Source organism: Ottowia sp. (assembly GCF_016703145.1).
In the GTDB taxonomy this organism is placed as follows: domain Bacteria; phylum Pseudomonadota; class Gammaproteobacteria; order Burkholderiales; family Burkholderiaceae_C; genus Ottowia.
Genome location: NZ_JADJCO010000002.1, coordinates 61,600 through 79,443, shown reverse-complemented (window position 1 = coordinate 79,443; position 17,844 = coordinate 61,600). Strand labels below are relative to the sequence as shown.

The 17,844-nt window shown below is 70.2% G+C and carries 20 protein-coding genes; 2 read left to right on the top strand and 18 right to left on the bottom strand.

The features are described 5' to 3' along the window. Window positions 1-8 precede the first annotated feature (8 nt). From IPG65_RS00505 to rfbB, 18 genes are all read right to left on the bottom strand, one after another. Window positions 9-410: a prepilin-type N-terminal cleavage/methylation domain-containing protein gene (locus IPG65_RS00505; RefSeq protein WP_293187335.1), complete on the bottom strand. Its 402-nt coding sequence runs from the start codon at window positions 408-410 to the stop codon at window positions 9-11. Then, window positions 407-892 (bottom strand): type II secretion system protein, encoded by a 486-nt coding sequence (locus IPG65_RS00500; protein WP_293187333.1) that lies wholly within the window; start codon window positions 890-892, stop codon window positions 407-409. The genes IPG65_RS00505 and IPG65_RS00500 overlap by 4 nt, the downstream gene beginning before the upstream one ends. 25 nt (window positions 893-917) lie before the next feature. Then, the gene (gspG, locus tag IPG65_RS00495) at window positions 918-1,370 is read right to left on the bottom strand and encodes a type II secretion system major pseudopilin GspG (protein ID WP_293187331.1); all 453 of its coding nucleotides are present in this window, start codon (window positions 1,368-1,370) and stop codon (window positions 918-920) included. 28 nt (window positions 1,371-1,398) lie between these two features. Beyond that, the gene (locus IPG65_RS00490) at window positions 1,399-2,628 is read right to left on the bottom strand and encodes a type II secretion system F family protein (RefSeq protein ID WP_293187329.1); all 1,230 of its coding nucleotides are present in this window, start codon (window positions 2,626-2,628) and stop codon (window positions 1,399-1,401) included. Then, window positions 2,621-4,375, bottom strand: a complete 1,755-nt coding sequence (gene gspE, locus IPG65_RS00485) for a type II secretion system ATPase GspE (RefSeq protein WP_293187327.1) — start codon at window positions 4,373-4,375, stop codon at window positions 2,621-2,623. Before gspE ends, IPG65_RS00490 begins: the two co-directional genes overlap by 8 nt. A 49-nt stretch (window positions 4,376-4,424) precedes the next feature. After that, on the bottom strand, window positions 4,425-4,964 hold the full coding sequence (locus tag IPG65_RS00480) for an acyltransferase family protein (RefSeq protein WP_293187325.1): 540 nt from the start codon (window positions 4,962-4,964) through the stop codon (window positions 4,425-4,427). Beyond that, window positions 4,853-5,608: an acyltransferase family protein gene (locus IPG65_RS00475; RefSeq protein ID WP_293187323.1), complete on the bottom strand. Its 756-nt coding sequence runs from the start codon at window positions 5,606-5,608 to the stop codon at window positions 4,853-4,855. Before IPG65_RS00475 ends, IPG65_RS00480 begins: the two co-directional genes overlap by 112 nt. Further along, a complete protein-coding gene (locus IPG65_RS00470) occupies window positions 5,605-6,393 on the bottom strand; it encodes a glycosyltransferase family 2 protein (protein ID WP_293187322.1) in 789 nt (262 codons plus the stop codon). The genes IPG65_RS00475 and IPG65_RS00470 overlap by 4 nt, the downstream gene beginning before the upstream one ends. 17 nt (window positions 6,394-6,410) lie before the next feature. Then, window positions 6,411-6,968 (bottom strand): dTDP-4-dehydrorhamnose 3,5-epimerase, encoded by a 558-nt coding sequence (rfbC, locus tag IPG65_RS00465; protein ID WP_293187321.1) that lies wholly within the window; start codon window positions 6,966-6,968, stop codon window positions 6,411-6,413. An 11-nt stretch (window positions 6,969-6,979) separates the two neighbouring features. Then, window positions 6,980-7,750 (bottom strand): acyltransferase, encoded by a 771-nt coding sequence (locus IPG65_RS00460; RefSeq protein WP_293187320.1) that lies wholly within the window; start codon window positions 7,748-7,750, stop codon window positions 6,980-6,982. 123 nt (window positions 7,751-7,873) lie between these two features. Then, window positions 7,874-9,760, bottom strand: coding sequence for a hypothetical protein (locus tag IPG65_RS00455; RefSeq protein WP_293187319.1), 1,887 nt, complete (start codon window positions 9,758-9,760; stop codon window positions 7,874-7,876). Then, window positions 9,747-10,121 carry a GtrA family protein gene (locus IPG65_RS00450; protein ID WP_293187318.1) on the bottom strand — a complete coding sequence of 125 codons (375 nt, stop codon included), beginning with the start codon at window positions 10,119-10,121 and terminating at the stop codon, window positions 9,747-9,749. Before IPG65_RS00450 ends, IPG65_RS00455 begins: the two co-directional genes overlap by 14 nt. After that, the gene (locus tag IPG65_RS00445) at window positions 10,118-10,903 is read right to left on the bottom strand and encodes a WxcM-like domain-containing protein (RefSeq protein WP_293187317.1); all 786 of its coding nucleotides are present in this window, start codon (window positions 10,901-10,903) and stop codon (window positions 10,118-10,120) included. The genes IPG65_RS00450 and IPG65_RS00445 overlap by 4 nt, the downstream gene beginning before the upstream one ends. 10 nt (window positions 10,904-10,913) lie before the next feature. Further along, window positions 10,914-11,846, bottom strand: coding sequence for a glycosyltransferase family 2 protein (locus IPG65_RS00440; RefSeq protein ID WP_293187316.1), 933 nt, complete (start codon window positions 11,844-11,846; stop codon window positions 10,914-10,916). After that, on the bottom strand, window positions 11,840-12,955 hold the full coding sequence (locus tag IPG65_RS00435) for a DegT/DnrJ/EryC1/StrS aminotransferase family protein (RefSeq protein ID WP_293187315.1): 1,116 nt from the start codon (window positions 12,953-12,955) through the stop codon (window positions 11,840-11,842). Before IPG65_RS00435 ends, IPG65_RS00440 begins: the two co-directional genes overlap by 7 nt. Window position 12,956: 1 nt before the next feature. Continuing rightward, entirely contained in the window at window positions 12,957-13,856 is a 900-nt protein-coding gene (gene rfbA / locus IPG65_RS00430) for a glucose-1-phosphate thymidylyltransferase RfbA (protein ID WP_293187314.1), read from the bottom strand. Between the two features lie 13 nt (window positions 13,857-13,869). Continuing rightward, the gene (rfbD, locus tag IPG65_RS00425) at window positions 13,870-14,763 is read right to left on the bottom strand and encodes a dTDP-4-dehydrorhamnose reductase (RefSeq protein WP_293187313.1); all 894 of its coding nucleotides are present in this window, start codon (window positions 14,761-14,763) and stop codon (window positions 13,870-13,872) included. Beyond that, on the bottom strand, window positions 14,760-15,824 hold the full coding sequence (gene rfbB / locus IPG65_RS00420; protein ID WP_293187312.1) for a dTDP-glucose 4,6-dehydratase: 1,065 nt from the start codon (window positions 15,822-15,824) through the stop codon (window positions 14,760-14,762). Before rfbB ends, rfbD begins: the two co-directional genes overlap by 4 nt. A 198-nt stretch (window positions 15,825-16,022) precedes the next feature. Between rfbB and IPG65_RS00415 the strand changes: the two genes are divergently transcribed. Beyond that, complete coding sequence (locus tag IPG65_RS00415) at window positions 16,023-16,508, top strand: phasin family protein (protein WP_293187311.1); 486 nt, start codon at window positions 16,023-16,025, stop codon at window positions 16,506-16,508. A 107-nt stretch (window positions 16,509-16,615) separates the two neighbouring features. After that, complete coding sequence (locus IPG65_RS00410) at window positions 16,616-17,830, top strand: DUF3108 domain-containing protein (RefSeq protein WP_293187310.1); 1,215 nt, start codon at window positions 16,616-16,618, stop codon at window positions 17,828-17,830. The last annotated feature ends 14 nt before the right edge of the window (window positions 17,831-17,844 follow it).

The following is a 17,844-nucleotide window of genomic DNA, read 5'->3' as shown; positions in this document are numbered from 1 at the left end:
GCGGCTTCTCACAGGCCGCCTCCCCGAGGCGGCAGGGTCTGGGCTCGCAGGCTGGTCAGCACGAATTCGCGCAGGGCCGTGCCGTCGGCCCATTGAACGGTCACGCGGATCTCGTGCAGGCGGGGCGCCTTGAGCACGGCATCGGCCGGCGCGGCATAGGGCTGCGAGTCGATCTGCCACGCATAGCCGCCGCCCTCGCCTCGCTCGTGCAGGCCCTCGGGTGGCACGCCGGGCTGGGCCGCGAGCAGGGAGTCGGCCAGCAGCATGGCGCGCTCGCGCCCGACCAGTTGCCCCACGTGCCGCGCGTCGCCGCCCATCACGCGGTAGAGCAAGCCCAGCGCGATGGCCATGATGGCGAAGGCGACCAGGATCTCCAGCAGCGAGAAGCCGCGGGCGTGACGAGCGGTCATGGCGCGATGGCCTCCTGCTCGACACGGCCGGTGAACCAGTCCACGCGCAGGCGCACGCCGCTGCCCGAGGGGCGAACGATGTCCACGCTGCCGCCGGAGGCGCCGCCGCGCGGCAGGAAGCGGATGGACAGGCTGCCGTCGGCGCCCGCTTCCTCGGCCGCCATGACGGCACGCAGGGCAAGGGGCTCGGGGACTTCGTGGCGCGCACCGCCCTCGACGCCGAAGGTGCGCGACGCCAGGTGCACGGCGAAGCGCGTCTCCGTGCCCTGGCTTCGCGCCAGTTGCCGCGCGGCGCGCATGTCGGTGAGGACGGCGCGCACGGTGTCGCGGTATTGCGCCGATTCGTGCAGGCGGCCGAAGGCGACGGGCACGAGGGCAACCAGCAGGGCCATCAGGGCGAAGACGACCAGCAGCTCCAGCAGCGTGAAGCCGCGCGCCGCGCGGCGCGGGGGGTGCGGACGCAGGTTCATCGCCTCGGCCATGGCGGACGGGCCGCCGGCACTCCGATCAGTGGGCGTTGCGGACGTCGGCGTTCTCGCCCTCGCCGCCGGGCGCGTTGTCGGCACCGAGCGAGAGGATCTCGATGCCGCCATTGGGGCCGGGGTTGGCGTAGCGGTAGGGGTTGCCCCAGGGATCGGTGGGCAGTCCGCCCTTCAGGTAGGGGCCGTTCCAGCCGCCGGCCGAGCCGGGCCTGGCCACCAGCGACTGCAGGCCCTCGGCGTTGGTGGGATAGCGCCCGACGTCGAGCTTGAAGAGTTCGAGCGATTTGTCCAGGTCGGCGATCTGGATCCCCGCGGTCTTGGACTTGGCGCCGCCCAGCCTGTCCATCACGGCGGGGCCGACCAGGCCGGCCAGCAGCGCGATGATGGCGATGACCACCAGGATTTCGATCAGGGTGAAGCCCAGGCCCGCGCGGCGGCCTTCCAGGCGCCGCGAGCGGCGTGCGATCCAGCGATTCATGAGTGCATTTCCTTAAAAAATCAGTCCATCAGCCGGCCAGGTCGTTGATCGACAGGATGCCCAGCAGGATGGAAACGATGATGGCCGCGATCAGCATGCCCAGCACCAGGATCAGGATCGGCTCCAGCAGCGTCAGCGCGCGCTTGATGCCGGTCTCGACCTCGCGGTCGAGCACTTCGGCCAGCTCCGTCATCATGGGGCCGATGCGGCCCGTTTCCTCGCCCACTCGGACCAGATTGATGGCCAAAGGTTCAAAACCCTGGGTGGCCGCCATGGCATTGACCATGCGCGAGCCTTCCTTGACCAGGGGCGCCATCTTGCCCAGGGCCGCGCGCAGGTTGCCGTTGCCGACGGTCTCGGTGGCGATGTGCAGGCCGGTGAGCAGCGGCACGCCGTTGCCCAGCAGGGTGCCGAGCGAGCGCGAGAACAGCGTTAGCTCATATTTATATAGCAAAGAACCCAGTATCGGTAATGACAAAACGCGGTTTTGCCACCAAATCCGGCCGCCGGGCGAGCGCAGCCAGCGCGCTGCCAGCCAGCCCAGCACGAGCGCGGCGATGGCCAGCACCAGCCCGTGCTGCCGGAACCCCTGTCCCAGGGTCATGACGATGCGCGTGGGCAGCGGCAGCGCGTCGCCCATGTCGGCGAAGAGCCGCTCGAACTGCGGCACGACGAAGCCCAGCATGCCCACCAGCGACAGCACCGCCACGCCCAGCAGGATGGCGGGGTACAGCGTGGCGGAGATGACGCTCTCGCGCAGCGCGCGCATGCGCTCCATGTGCGCGACCAGGCGCTCCAGCACCTGGGACATCTGGCCGCTGGCCTCGCCGGAGCGCACCATGTTGATGTAGAAGTCGCCGAACAGATCGCGCCGCGCCGTCAGCGCGCGGCTGAAGGGCGCGCCGCCCTTGACGTCTTCCAGCAGGCCCTGCAGCAGTTGCTGGACGCTGGGCTTGGCGCTCATCTCGATCAGCACGCGCAGGGCGTTGTCCAGCGCGAGGCCGGCGCGCAGCATGATGGACAGCTCGGAGGTCAGGGCCAGCACGTCGACCCGGTTGACCGGCCCCTTGGCCGGGCGCTGGCGCGCGCGGCCGGCGGGCAAGGCGCCGGCGGGCGCCTGGGTGGCGTCCTCGACCTTGATCGGCGTCAGACCACGCTCGCGCAACTGGCGCAACATGGCATCGGCGGCGGCGGCTTCGCCGCGCCCCTCGACCAGTTGCCCGTCGGCCTGGGCGGCGCGCCAGGCGAATTCAGGCATCGCTCTGGTCCTGGGTGACGCGCAGCACTTCGTCCAGGCTGGTCACACCGGCCGCCACCTTGCGCAGGCCGTCGTCGTACAGGGTGTACATGCCGGCCTTGGTGGCGATGGTCTGCAGCGTGCTGGCGTCCATGCCCTGGAGGATGGCGCTGCGCATGGTCTCGTCCACCACCAGCAGTTCGTGGATGCCGGTGCGGCCCTGGTAACCGGTGCCGCGGCAATGCTCGCACCCCCGGGCCTCGTGGATGGGCGCGCCGGGCGCCACGAAGCGGTCGAGGCCGGAGCTTTGCAGCAGCTCGGGCGGGGGCTGCACGGGCGCCTTGCAGTGCGCGCACAGGCGCCGCACCAGGCGCTGGGCCAGCACGCCGTTGACGGTGGAGGTGATGAGGTAGCGCTCCACGCCCATGTCCTGCATGCGCACGACGGCGCTGGCGGCGGTGTTGGTGTGCAGGGTGGACAGCACCAGGTGGCCGGTGAGCGCCGACTGCACGGCGATCTGCGCCGTCTCGCCGTCGCGCATCTCGCCGATCATGATGATGTCCGGGTCCTGGCGCAGGATGGAGCGCAGGGCGTTGGCGAAGGTGAGGTTGATCTGGGTGTGGACCTGGATCTGGTTGATGCCTTCGAGCTGGTATTCGACCGGGTCCTCGACGGTGATGATCTTCTGCGTCGTCGAATCGAGCTTGGCCAGCGCGGCGTAGAGCGTGGTGGTCTTGCCCGAGCCGGTGGGGCCGGTGACCAGCAGGATGCCGTGCGGACGGCTGACGAGGTGGTTGAAGCGGGCCAGGGTGTCCTTCTCGAAGCCCATGTCCTCCAGGCTGAAGCGCACGCTGGCGCGGTCGAGCACGCGCATGACCACGCTCTCGCCATGCACGGTGGGGACGGTGGACACGCGCAGATCCAGCTCGCGCCCCTTGACGCGGGTCTTGATGCGGCCGTCCTGCGGCAGGCGGCGCTCGGCGATGTCCAGGTGCGCCAGCAGCTTGACGCGCGAGCTGACGGCCGCGCCCTGCTGGGCCGGCACCACCTCGCCAGGGTGCAGCACGCCGTCCACGCGGTAGCGCACGTGCAGGCCGTCGTCGAAGGGCTCCAGGTGGATGTCGGAGGCGCGCAGCTCGATCACGCGGCCGATGATGGCGTTGACCAGCCGGATGACCGGCGCCTCGCTGGCGAGGTCGCGCAGGTGCTCGACGAAGTCGCCGGCGTCGCCCTCGGCGTCGCCCCCGCCCTCCTCGCCGTCCGCGCCGGCCTCGGCCTCGTCCAGGTGGCGCCGCAGCGCCTTGTCGATGTCGGAGGCCAGGCCCACGGCCGGCCGCACGCGCAGCCCGGTGGTCAGGTGCAGCGCCTTGACGACGAAGGCGTCCTGCGGCGTGCGCATGACCGCTTCGAGGCTGCCACCGTCCACGCGCAGCGGCAGCACGCGGTGGGCCTTGAGGAACTCGGGCAGCAGCCCGCCCAGTTCGGGCAACACGTCAGGGAAGGCTTCGACCGGCACGAAGGGCAGTCGCAGGTGCTCGGCCAATGCGCGGGCGGCGTCGATCTCGGACACCAGCCCCAGGCTGACCAGCACGCCGTCGAGCGCGCCGCCCATCTCGCGCTGCGCGGCCAGCGCGCGTTCCATGTCGCGCGGCGTCAGCTTGCCGGCGTGCACCAGCAGTTCGCCGTATTCGGGCCAATGCACCGTGGGCGCGGAGGGGCTGGCAGGGCGCGCCGGGGTGTCGGGAGAAGTCAATCGGGGTTCCGTCATGGCAATGAATTGCCCGTGGATTCTAAGATGCCGGCCTTTGCGGGCAGGGTCAGCCCTCGCCCCGCCCGCCGAAGGGGCCGGCCTGCACCCGCCGGGTGAAGCGCTCGCGCAGATCGGACACGGGCTTTTCGAAGCTGTGGAACACCAGCGCCGACAGGCTGAGCACCAGCGCCACCCAGGCCAGGACCACCCAGCCGACGATGGGGCCGATGTCCACGCCGAGCGCCTTGAGCGCGTACACCATGGCCAGCATCAGCGGCATGTGGCACAGGTAGATCGAGTAGGAGTAGTCGCCGATGCGGCCGGCCAGCCAGCGCACCCAGTCGGCGCCGCCCTGGCGATTGGCGAGCCACGGCAGCAGCAGCACCGTGCCGACGCCAGGCGCGACGATGAGCGCGAGGTCGTTGAAGCGCCCGCCGGCGAAACCGCGCCAGTCGATGAGCATGAAATAGAACATGGCGGCCGCCGCGCCCAGCATCAGCAGGGCGCCCAGCACCGCCTTGCCCCCCTGCCAGCGCCCCCACCAGGCGGGGTGCCAGCGGTTGAGGATGGCCGCCGCCACGCCATAGCCGGTGGCGTCCAGATGCATGACGGTGACGCGGCGGACGTGGTCGTCCCATTCGAAAAGTGCGCGGGCGGCACCGCCATCAGGCTGCGCAGCACCGAAGGCAGCAGGATGAGCAGCCCGGCCACGGCCCAGAACAGGTGGCGGCGATCCAGCCGGGTCAGGAAGGCGACGCAGCCCAGCAGCAAGGGCATCAGGAAATAGAACCACTCGTCCAGCGCCAGCGACCAGGCCTCGGCGAAGAACAGCGGCTTGGCCTCGGCCCAGGCCAGGTTCTGCGAGAACACGGCGAACGGCCAGGCAAAGTGCCCTTCCTCGATGCCCCACCACGCCAGCGCGGCATTGATGGCCAGGAACAGGTAGTAGTTGGGAATGGTGCGGAACCAGCGCCGCAGCCAGAAATCGCGCGCGCTGGCCCACCAGCCTGCCCGGGCTTCGAAGCTGCGGATCATCATCGATCCGATCAGGAATCCGCTGAGCACGAACAGCCACTCGATCGAGAACACGGCGCAGGCGCTCAGCGCCGCGCGCCAGCCCTCCCACCGGGAAAGGCCGGTGGAGAGGAAGAAGCCGATGAAGCCATGGTTCATCAACACCACGGTGATGGCCACGGAACGGAGTGCGTCGAGACCAAAATTGCGCTGGTAGCGGGGCGCGGAGGACGTCATGGAGAAGCGGAGGAATCGGAAACTGAGGCCGGACCGGACCGCCATGCCCGCCAGACCGGGGACCGCCACAGGCGCAGCAGGCTGCGAGCATGCCACAGCAGATGCCGGACCTCGCGCCGGCTGGCGCGCTGGGCCGCGTGCTCGACCACGGCGCCGTCGGCGCGCGCCAGCCGCCAGCCGGCCAGTTGCAGCCGCAGGCACAGGTCCACGTCCTCGCAGTACATGTGAAAGCCTTCGTCGAAGCCGTGGATGCCGGCGTAGGCGGTCCGGCGCAGCAGCAGGAAAGCGGCGTTGACCCAGTCGGGCCGCTGACCTTCGCCAACCTCGGCCGCCCGGCGCAGCACGTGGCGCGCCAGCAGCCGGGCGGGGGTGGGCAGCAGGCGCTCCTGGTCCTGCCGGCGGCTCGCGGCGTCGAGCTGAACGGGGTACACGGCGCCGGCCCGGGGGTCGGCTTCGAGCACGGCCGCCATGGCGCCCCAGGGCTCGGCGCGCCACCGCAGATCGGGGTTGAGCACGGCGAAGAACGCGCTGGCGCCGTGCCGGCCGTCCCGTTCGAAGGCGCGGTTGTGGTTGGTGCCGAAGCCGGCGGGCGCGGCGTTCTCGGTCACGTCCAGATCGAATGGCCAATCTCGCGCGCGCAGCCGGACGGTCAGGCCAGGTTCGGGCAGGTTCAGCGTGACGATGACGCGCCGCGGACGGTGCCCGCCGGGCTGCGCCAGCCGGGCCAGCAGCGCCTCGACCTGCGTCCCGTGCCCATGGCTAACGATGGATGCCGTGATGTCCACGCCTGGCGGTCCGCGCGTCAGCCCGGGATCTCGGCACGCGCCAGCGGCACGCCGGCGCGGTCCTTGGCGGACAGCAGCGGCTCGATGATGCCGTGCGCGGCCAGCGGCCAGTCGATGCCGATGTCGGTGTCGTTCCAGGCGATGCAACGCTCGTGCTCGGGCGCGTAGTAGTCGGTGGCCTTGTACAGGAAGTCGGCCGATTCGCTGAGCACGACGAAGCCGTGGGCCATGCCGGCGGGCAGCCAGAGCTGGCGCTGGTTGTCGGCCGTCAGTTCGACGCCCACCCAGCGCCCGAAGGTGGTCGAGCCCCGACGGACGTCGACCGCCACGTCGAACACCGCGCCCTGTGTCACGCGCACCAGCTTGCCCTGGGGTTGGCGCACTTGGTAATGCAGGCCGCGGAGCACGCCCCTGGCGGAGCGGCTGTGGTTGTCCTGCACGAAGTCGATGTCCAGCCCCGTGGCGGCGGCGAAGGTGCGGCGGTTGTAGCTTTCCATGAAGAAGCCGCGAGTGTCTCCAAAGACCTTGGGTTCGAGGATAAGAACGTCCGCGATGGCGGTGGGAATGGCTTGCATGCTCTGGGGTGTCACTCAAGGGAAGGGTTCTCGTTCACGTGGAATTCGGTGCGCCACCGGGCCACCACTTGGTCCGGATAGCCCCGCGTGAACTGGCGTGGCCACGGGTAGGCCGCATTGCCCGTCCCGTCACGCAGTTTGATTTTGCTCGTCGGGCACAGGAATCTGGCGGGCACACCGCCAACGACCGTGTGCGGCTCGACATCCTTACCGACACAGCTGTGTGCGGCGACCAGCGCGTGTGTCCCGACTTTGACACCTGGAAGGATGACGGCCATCGTGGCAATCGCTGCATAGTCACCGATTTCCGACCCCATGCACAGGTTGCTGGGAGGATGAGGGTCATTGGTGAAGACGACGTACGGAAAAACCCAGACAAAGTTTCCGATCTTCGTGCCGTGCGCGACAAATACATTGCTGTGCATGCGCGTGAAATCGCCGATTTCGCAATGACCCTGAATGTCGCCAAGGGTGCCGATCTGAAGATGTCTGCCAGCCCGCGTAAGTTCTCGCACGGTCACGCGGTGACCGGTGACGAGGCGCTCACCGAATGTCGAGCCCGCATAGAAGATGCTGTGCGATCGAATGAGCGAATCATTCCGGATGATCAGTGGTTGATCGTTCGCAAGCTTCGTGGGGTGGCCGATTTCACAGTGGCTCTCGATGACCGTGTTGTCGCCGACAACGACACGGTCATGAACAATCGTGAAGGCTCCGATCCGGACATTTTGACCAATGGTCGCGTTTTTCGATACGAAAGCCGTCGGATGAATTTGTGTCATAGCTCTCTCCACTTCCAGTGACCGCCCGGTCGGGACGCATGCGGATGATGCAGCAGCGAACCGCCTGCGTTCGAGGTCATGTCCAGGCGCTGGATCGTTGTCTTGCGAAGAGCGTGAACGGGCCTAAGGCTCCGAACGCAAGCGGCAGGCGACGCGCAGCCTTGACAAATCGACGCGCCCGCTCGGCCCCACGACATCGACCCGCAGCACGGGGGCGAATCCGGACCTGCTTTCCAATGCGAACTCGATCTCCGCCTCGCTCGTGGCCGCACTGGCCAGGCTCTTCTGGACGGACCATTCCTGCTTGAACTCCGCGCTGCCGGGCGGCCGATGGAACAAACGGATGGCACTCGCGCCGGCCGTCTCCCGCAGCGCAAGCCGCACTCCCATGATCCAGCAGCGCGCCGACTCGGCTTCAGCCTGCTTGAACTTCACCAGCAGACGCGTGGAACCGGGGCCGTCCGCAGGCTGGGTCTCGGTCATCTCCACGTCCGGCAAGGGCGTGCTCCCGGCGTCCCAGCGCAGCAGGTCGGCGCCCAGATGTTCGCGCTCAACGATGGGAAAGTAGCGCGTGAACGATGCGCGGATATCCAGGCCGTATCTATAAGCGCGCGTCGCGTCCGGTATGTTCATGAAGACGAACAGGGGACAGTCGATCGGATGACCCGTGCCGATCTGCCGGCTCAGGCAGCGGATCTCTTCCATGCGGGACAGAGACGTTTCCTTGTAGGCTTTCTGAACATTGAACACGCCTCGCGGCAGCGCGGCAAGAATAACGAGCCCCCCCACGGCGACCGGGACGACCAGGAGCCATCGCACAGCGCCCGCATGCCCGCGGACGGATAGCAGCGCCACGATCAGCGTCGCCGCGAGCCAGGGATAGAGCAGCGTGGCCCAGAAGAAATGAAAGCGCAGGTACGCCAGCCGGAACACCGCTTCGGGACTTTGAACGGAGGCTTCCCGCAGGCCGGTGCGTCCCAGGCTGACGAGTGCCAGGTACGCCAGCACGGCGGCCAGCAGTGGCAGGAATACCAGCGCCAGGCGGCGCCTCATGACGTCCGCTCCGCCCTGCTGGTGGCCGCCGCGAAAGCATCGTCCGACGGTCCACGCGGCGGCGGCCGCGATCACGGCGATGAGCAAGGCCACCCACGCGACCTCCAAGGCCAGGGAAGCGAACCCCGCGCCGCTGCTGCGGCCGAGCTTGCCGGCCATGAAGAGCCAGAAATCGGATTGATCGGGCCAGGTCAGGCCCATGTACTGCACCCGGCTGCCCGGCGCCGCCCTTCGCGTGAGCACGATCTGCAGGGCGCTGGTGGCGCCGCCCGCCGCGACCAGAGCCCACCCGCCGTGAGCGACGCGAACGAGCAGGGGATCGGTTCGTTCGTGCCCGAGGCGCCATGCCAGTCCCGTCCAGGCCACCCCGATGACGAAAGCCGCGACCGCGCCTGAGATGTAGGTCAGGCCCGCCACCACACCCAGCACGAAAATCGCGCTCACCCGCGGGAAGGCAGGCCACCCGCCGCGCAGGGTCAGGCTCATCGCCGCCAGCAGCGCGACCAGGGGCAGCGCCTGGTGGTAGGCCAGGTTCTGCGCTCCCCAATAGGTGTCCGACTGCAGCATGAACACCGAGAAGGCGAACGCCAGCGCGGCCCATTCGGTGCGCCGCAGCACCCAGGACAGCAAACGCCACTGCAGCCACAGCAGGCCGCCCAGCACGCCCAGCATGGACACTGTCTGATAGGGCAGCGGATTGCCGCCGAACCACCGTTGCGCCAGGACATCCAGCACCAGGCCAACGGGAGTCAGGGTGTTGTTGATGGCCTCGAACAGGCGCGCGGGGGCCAGCGACAGGGCATTGCGCTCATCGTAGACCCGCCAGTCGTCCACCATCGGCAGGTCGGTGCCCCAGCGCAGCCAGGCCAGCAGGTTCGCCGCCAGCATCAGCAGCGGCACGATCACGCATGCGCGCAGCAGCCAGCGCTGCAGGCGAGGGGTTTCAGTGCGACGCATGGGGCGTGAAAATCCAGCGTTGCAGGACGAACATGACCGGCACGCTCACCAGCACGGCGGCCACCGGCGCCAGCCACGCCGGCCCGTGCAGCCAGGCGACCCAGCATTCCACGACCGCCAGGCCCAACCCGAGTTGCAAGCCATGGCTGGCCGCGACGTAGGCCAGCGAGAAACGCTTGCCGGGCCGCGCGAACACCATGTGGCGCAGCAGCAGGAAGGACAGGCCGATGCCCACGATGAACGCCAGCACGTAGGCCGAGCGGTAATGCATCACCTGCAGCAGGGCCAGATACAGCACATAGGTCACCAGGGTGTTGGCCCCGCCGGCCAGCAGGTAGCGCAGGGCTTCGCGCGCGATCACGTGGCGGCCCCCGCGCGCACCAACGCCACGAACTCACCGTAGTCGCGGATGTAGTCCGCCGGGTCGTACGGGTCGGAGGCCAGCACCAGCAGCACCGCGCCCTCGGCATAGCGGTACTGGATGCCCCAGGTCATCGGCGGCAGGTACAGGCCCAGGTTAGGCCGGTCGAGGCTGAATTCTTCGCGCTGCGCGCCGTCGTCCACCACCACGCGCACCGAGCCCTTGACAGCCATCAGGAATTGCGCGCAGCGGCGGTGCGCGTGTTCGCCGCGCAGCTCGGCGTTCGGCACGTTGTAGACCAGGAAGCCGCGGCGCACGACGAAGGGCAGGTCACCGCCGACCTCGGCGGCGCACAGATCGCCCCGCATGTCCTGCACCTCGCGCAGCACGTGCAAGCGCACGCCCTTGACCACGCTCTCGACCACGCCTGGCGCGGCCGGCGCCACGCGCGCGGGCAGGTGCGCCGGTGCGTCGGCGTAGCCCACGATGGTGGCGGCCGGCCCCTGCACCACGGCGCGCGGCGGCACCTGGCGCGTGACCACCGCGCCCGCCTCGATGCGCGCCCCGGCCCCCACCCGAACGCGGGCCGCGACGACCGCGCCCTCGCCCACCGTCGCACCCGCGCCGATGACGGCGCCCTCGCCGACGCAGGCCGCCGCGCCCAGCCTGCAGCCATCCTGCAGCTCGGCGCCAGCGCCGACCGCGGCCAGCGGACCCACGCTCACGCCGCTGCCGACGCGGGCGGCGGCGACCTGGGCGCTGGGATGGATGGCGGCGGTCATGGCAGGCGGATTATCGAGACTCGAAGCGCTGCACGCGCAGGACCACGGCCTGCGGGCGCTGCTTGGTGTTCTCGTAGGCACGCCAGGCGTAGGTGCCGACGATGCCCAGGCTCAGGAGGTTGAGCGCGCCGAAGAAGAGGATGGCGATCAGCGTCATGGCGTAGCCGGGCACACTGATCAGGCCCGCCAGCCTGCCGAACAGCACCACGGCGGCCAGCGCCGTCGCCACCAGCAGGCCCAGCGCGCCCACGCGGGTGAGCAGGCGCACCGGCAGGTCGGTGAAGGCGAACACGCTGTCGGCCAGGTAGGCCACCTTCTTGCGCCAGGTCCAGGCCGATTCGCCATGCCGGCGCGGCTGCCGCACGTAGGGCACGCTGGCGCGCCGGAAGCCGAGCCAGAAGATCTGCGCGATGAGCGAGCTGCGGCTTTCCTCCAGCCCCAGCAGCGCGTCGCGGAACGCCCGGTTGCAGGCGAAGATGTCCACGCCGCCGGGCGGCATCTCGGGCACGACGTAGCGCCGATAGAACCACCAGAACAGTTGCGCCTGCCAGCGCTGCCAGGGCGGGTCGTGGCGCAGGGTGCGTTCGGCCACGACGACATCGGTCTCGCCGCGCGCCAGCACGGCCTGCATCCGCAGCACCAGCTCGGGCGGCTCCTGCAGGTCGGCCGCCATCACGGCGAAGAACTCGCCGCGCGCATGCGCCAGGCCCGTGCGCACGGCGGCGAAGGCGCCGAAGTTGCGCGTCAGCAGCACCAGCGTGGCGTCCAGGCCGGTGTGCGGCAATTGCTCGCGCAGCAGGTCATGGCAGCGATCAGGGCTGCCATCGACGACGAACACCACTTCCAGGGCGCCCGCCAGCGCCTGGTGCAGGCCCTGCAGCACCGCCAGCAGCTCGGGAATCGAGCCCTCGTTGCGGTAGACGGGAATGACCAGGCTCAGCATGGCCGCGCCTGGTCGAAGAAGCCGCGCACGGCGCCGACCACCTGTTCGGCCTGCGCGGGCGTCAGCCCCGGATAGCAGGGCAGCGACAGCACCTCGGCGCACGCCGCTTCGGTGACGGGTAGGTCGGGCGCCGCCTGCCCGGCACGCACGGGCTGCCGATGGTCGGGCACCGGGTAGTGCACGTCGCTGGCGATGCCGCGCGCGGCCAGGTGCGCCTGCAGCTCGGCGCGGCGCGGCGTGCGCACGACGTAGAGGTGCGCCACGTCGTCCTCGCCCGGCAGCGGCGGGCAGGCCAACGGCAGGTCGGCGAATGCGGCGCCGTAGCGCGTGGCGATGGCGCGGCGCTCGGCGTTGGCGGCGTCCAGCCGGGGCAGCTTGGCCAGCAGCACGGCGGCCTGCAGCTCGTCGAGGCGGCTGTTGACGCCACCCGCCAGCGCCACCTCGTACTTGCGCGCCCAGCCGTACTGGCGCAGCGCGCGCAGGCGTTCGGCCAACGCGGTGTCGTCGGTCAACACCGCGCCGCCGTCGCCCAGGGCGCCCAGGTTCTTGGTGGGATAGAAGCTGAAGCAGGCCACGGCGCCCCAGGCCCCGGCCTGGCGGCCCGCCCGCACCGCGCCGTGGGCCTGGGCGCAGTCCTCGATCAGCGGCACGCCGGCCTGCCGGCACAGGGCGGCGATGGCCGAGGCCTCGCCCATCCGCCCGTACAGATGGGTCAGGATCACGGCGCCCACGGGGCCGTCCCGCAGCGTGGCCCGCAGACGATCGGGCGAAAGCGTCAAACTGCCCTCATCCACGTCCACGAAACAAGGCACGGCCCCGACCTGCGCGATGGCGGTGCTGGCATAGCAGCCGGCATTGGCCACGGTGGCCACGCGCTGGCCCGGCCCGATGCCGAGCGCGCGCAGCGCCAGGGCCAGCGCGTCGGTGCCGTTGGCGACGCCCACCGCATGGCCGACGCCGACGTAGCGGGCAAAGGCCTGCTCGAATTCGCGCACGTTCGGTCCCAGCACGTACCACCCGCTGTCGACCACGCCCTGCAAGCAGACGCCCAGATCGACCCCGAAGGCTGCGCCCCGCGGGGAGAAGAACGGCACGGCGGGCGAGGGCACTTCAGGCTCGCTCGGATGGATGGCGCGTTTCCTTGAGCAACCGCAGCAGGTACTGCCCATAGCCGTTCTTGGCCAGCGGCGTGGCCAACCGCTCGACCTGCGCGGCGTCGATGAAGCCCTTGCGCCAGGCGATCTCCTCCGGGCAGGCGATCTTCAGGCCCTGGCGGCGCTCCAGCGTGGCGATGAACTGGCCGGCGTCCAGCAGGCTGTCGTGCGTGCCGGTGTCCAGCCAGGCGTAGCCGCGCTGCATGATCTGCACGTTCAGCCGGCCCTGCTGCAGATAGGCGTGGTTGACGGCGGTGATCTCCAGCTCGCCGCGCGCGCTGGGCCGGACGGACTTGGCGATCTCGACCACCTGGCGGTCGTAGAAATACAGGCCGGTGACGGCGTAGCTGCTCTTGGGCTGGGCGGGCTTTTCCTCGATGCTGATGGCCTTGCCGGCGGCGTCGAACTCGACCACGCCGTAGCGCTCGGGGTCGTGCACCGGGTAGGCGAACACGGTGGCGCCCTGGCCTTGAGCGTCGGCGCGCGCCAGCAGCGGCTCGAAGTCGTGGCCGTAGAAGATGTTGTCGCCCAGCACCAAGGCGCTGGGCGCGTCGCCGACGAAGCGCTCGCCGATGATGAAAGCCTGCGCCAGCCCGTCGGGGCTGGGCTGCACGGCGTATTGCAGGCGGATGCCCCACTGCGCGCCATCGCCCAGCAGCTGCTCGAAGCGCGGCGTGTCCTGCGGCGTGCTGATGACCAGGATGTCGCGGATGCCGGCCAGCATGAGCGTGGCCAGCGGGTAATAGATCATGGGCTTGTCGTACACCGGCAGCAGTTGCTTGCTGAGGGCCAGGGTGGCCGGGTGCAGGCGGGTGCCGGAGCCCCCGGCGAGGATGATGCCTTTGCGTTCGGTCATGTCGTCGTGGGAGTCAAAGAATCTCGGCCAGCATCCGGTCCACGCCATCCTGCCAGGGCGGCAGGGACAGGCCGAACGTCGCTTGCAGCCTGCGCGTGTCCAGGCGCGAATTGTGCGGGCGCCGGGCGGGCGTGGGGTAGGCGCTGGTGGGAATGGGCGCAATTTCATTTACTACTATTTTAATAGCTGATGGCCCAATGCCGGCGCGGCCTATCACGTGTTTTGCATATGAAAACCAATTGGTCTCACCGGCTGCCGCCAGGTGGTAGATGCCCGCCTTGCCCGGCTGCGCGCGCACCTGCGCGATGGCGTGCGCGCTGACGTCGGCGATCAGCTCGGCCCCGGTGGGCGCGCCCCACTGGTCGTCGATGACGGTCAGGCGCTCGCGCTCCTGCGCCAGCCGCAGCATGGTCTTGGCGAAGTTGCCGCCGCGCGCGGCGTAGACCCAGCTCGTGCGCAGGATCAGGTGCGCGCCGCCCGCCCGCACGATGGCTTGCTCGCCCGCCAGCTTGGCGCGGCCGTAGACGCTCAGGGGGCCGGTGGCGGCGTCCTCGGTCCAGGGCGCGCTGCCGCTGCCGTCGAAGACGTAGTCGGTGCCGTAGTGCACCAGCAGGGCGCCACTGGCCGCCGCCTCGCGCGCCAGCACGGCGGGGGCTTCGGCGTTGATGCGCCACGCCAGTTCGGGCTCGCTCTCGGCCCGGTCCACGGCGGTGTAGGCGGCGGCGTTGACGATGACCTGGGGACGCAGCGCGCGCACGGTGGCGGCCAGCCCTTGCAGGTCGCCCAGGTCGCCGCACAGGCCGTCGCCTCCCTGGCGGTCCAGCGCGGTCAGGCGGCCCAGCGGTGCCAGGCTGCGCTGCAGTTCCCAGCCGACCTGGCCGTTCCTGCCCAGCAGCAGGATGTTCATGCCGCCTGGCCGTATTGAGCGGCCACCCAGTCCCGGTAGGCGCCGCTCTGCACGCCGAGCACCCAGTCGGGATGGTCCAGGTACCACCGGACGGTCTTGCGGATGCCGGTGTCGAAGGTTTCGAGAGGGCGCCAGCCCAGCTCGCGCTCGATCTTGCGCGCATCGATGGCGTAGCGCCGGTCGTGGCCGGGGCGGTCGGCCACGTGCGTGATCTGCGCGCGGTAGCTCTGGCCGTCGGCGCGCGGCGACAGTTCGTCGAGCAGATCGCAGATGGTGTGGACGATGGCCAGGTTGGTCTTCTCGTTCCAGCCGCCGACGTTGTAGGTCTCTCCGGGGCGGCCAGCCTCCAGCACGCGCCGGATGGCGCTGCAGTGGTCCGTCACGTACAGCCAGTCGCGCACCTGCTGGCCGTCGCCGTACACCGGCAGTGGCTTGCCCGCGAGGGCGTTGACGATCATCAGCGGGATCAGCTTCTCGGGAAAGTGATAGGGCCCGTAATTGTTGGAACAGTTGGTCGTGAGCACCGGCAGCCGGTGCGTGTGGTGCCAGGCGCGCACCAGATGGTCGCTGGCGGCCTTGCTGGCGCTGTAGGGGCTGTTGGGCTCGACGACGTGGTCCTCGGCGAAGGCCGGCGCGCCGGGCGCCAAGCTGCCGTACACCTCGTCGGTGGACACGTGCAGGAAGCGGAAGGCGGCCTGCTCGTCCGCTGGCAGGCCGGCCCAGTAGCCACGCGCGGCCTCCAGCAGGCGGAAGGTGCCGACGACGTTGGTGGCGATGAAGTCTTCCGCGCCGTGGATGGAGCGGTCCACGTGGCTCTCGGCCGCGAAGTTGACGATGGCACGCGGCCGATGCTCGGCCAGCAGCCGCTGCAGCAGCGTCGTGTCGCCAATGTCGCCCGGCACGAAGACGTGGCGCGCATCCCCCTGCACCGCCGCCAGGTTGGCCAGGTTGCCGGCGTAGGTCAGCTTGTCGAGGTTGACCACGCCCTCGCCGCCGCCGGCCAGCCAGTCGAGCACGAAGTTGCTGCCGATGAAGCCGGCGCCGCCGGTGACGAGGATCATGGGAGTCGAGGCCTTTCACGCGCACCGGCCGGCGGCGCCCTCATTTGGGACGCCCACGCCGAAATGCGCAACGGTGGATTATTTCATGCGCTCCGCCGCGCCCTGGACGGCGTTACAGTGTGGGCTGTCGCGGCAAGGCGGCTTCGGGGCGGACGCCCGCAACCGCCCGCGACCGCCGTGCCGCCCGGAGACACCGCCATGCCGACCAAGCCCCGCAAGACCGCCACAGAACCCGCCCCCACGCCCTCGCCCGCTTCCCTGCCGTTCCAGTTTCCCGCCTCGACGCAGACGCCGGCGCACAACGTCTGGCTGGCCGGACTGGGCGCGCTGGCCAGCGCGCAGGCCAATGCGCATGCCGAGGGCAGCAAGGCGTTCGAGGCACTGGTCAAGCAAGGGCTGGAGATGCAGGCCCGCACGCAGGAGCAGTGGGCCGAGGCCGCGCAGCGCATGGGCGCGATGACGACCCAGGCCACCAGCGGCGGCGGCTCGTGGGACCGGCTGGGCGGCATTTTCGAGGGCCGCGTGGCCCGCGCCCTCGCCAGCATGGGCATGCCGTCGGCGTGCGAGATCGCCATCCTGAAAGCGCGCGTCGATGCGCTCGAGCAGGCGCTCGCGAAAATGACGGGCCAGGCCGATGCACCGGCGCCGGCCAGCGCGGCCCGCAAGAAGCCGCCGCGAGGCTGACGCGGGCGCGCCGCGGGCGAACCAACGCCGGCCGCCGCGCTCCAATCTGGCCTGACCCGTTCACACCGCTTCGACGCCGATTCACTCGACGCCCTGGCTTTTCCCACTTGAGCACCGATTCCATCGCCCCTACCACACCACCTGGCCGTCAGTTGACGTCGGTCACGCTGCTGGTGGCCGCCGTGCACGCCTTGCTGCTGCTGGGCCTGCCGCGCCTGGGCCAGACCGCGCGGGCTGGCCAGGATGCCGGGACGTTCACGACGCGCCTGGTGGCGCCGCCCGCCGAAGCAAGCCCGCCAGCGCCGGAGACCGCTCCACCCCCATCGCCTGCTCCGGCACCGGCACCGGCTCCAGCGCCCCGCCCCAAGGCCAAGCCAACGCCCAAGCCCAAGCCCAAGGCGCCCGCCACCCCACAAAGCGCCACCAGCGCGCGCGACGCCAGCAGCGATACCAAGGCCGAAGCCCCGGTGCTGGGTCCCTACACCGGAACCACCTTCGGAGGCGAGTCGGCCCCCCTGCCGATCAGGATCCCGTTGCCACCAGCCGACGCCGCAACGGCGCTGACGTTCGCTCAGGGCCAGGGCGATGCGCCCGTGCGGATACCGCGCGCGGCCCATCTGACTTACCGCACCACCGGCACCATCGGCGGCGAGTCGTTCGAGGTGCCCACCGCGTTGAACTGGCGCCAGGACGGCCGCTGGTACGACGCCCACTGGAATCTTTATGTGTATGGCTCGCCCATTGGCCAGCACACGCGCACCGTCACCGGCCTGCTGACGCCGCAAGGCCTGGTACCGGTGCAGGCCACGCTGCGCACGCCCGCGGTGCAGGACGTGCGCTTCGACTACGACGCGCAGCGCGTGCGTTTCGCCGCCGCCGACGCCCCGTTGCAGGCCGGCATGCAGGACCGGGTGGGCGTGCTGCTGCAACTGGGCGCCCTGCTGGCGGGCGACCCCGGCCGCTACCCGGCCGGCAGCGTGATCGAGCTGCCGGCCGCGCACCTGCACGACACAGGGCGCTGGCGCTTCGTGGTCGAGGCCGACGAGATCGTGCCGGCGCTGCGCGACCGGACCTTGCCCACGGTCCGGCTGGTGCATGCGGCGCAGGACGAGCGTGACGTCCGCATCGAGGCCTGGCTGGGCCGCACGCTGGACTACCTGCCGGTGCGGCTGCGCGTGACCGAGGCGAATGGCGATACAGTGGAGCACACCGTGACGGTGGCCTACACCCAGCTTGTCCCCGCGGCGCCGGAGCCCGTGGTAGCGCCGCCCGAGCCCCAGACGCCCGCGCCCGCGCCCGCGCCGGCCTCCAGCACACCCTGAGAAGCCGTGAAGCC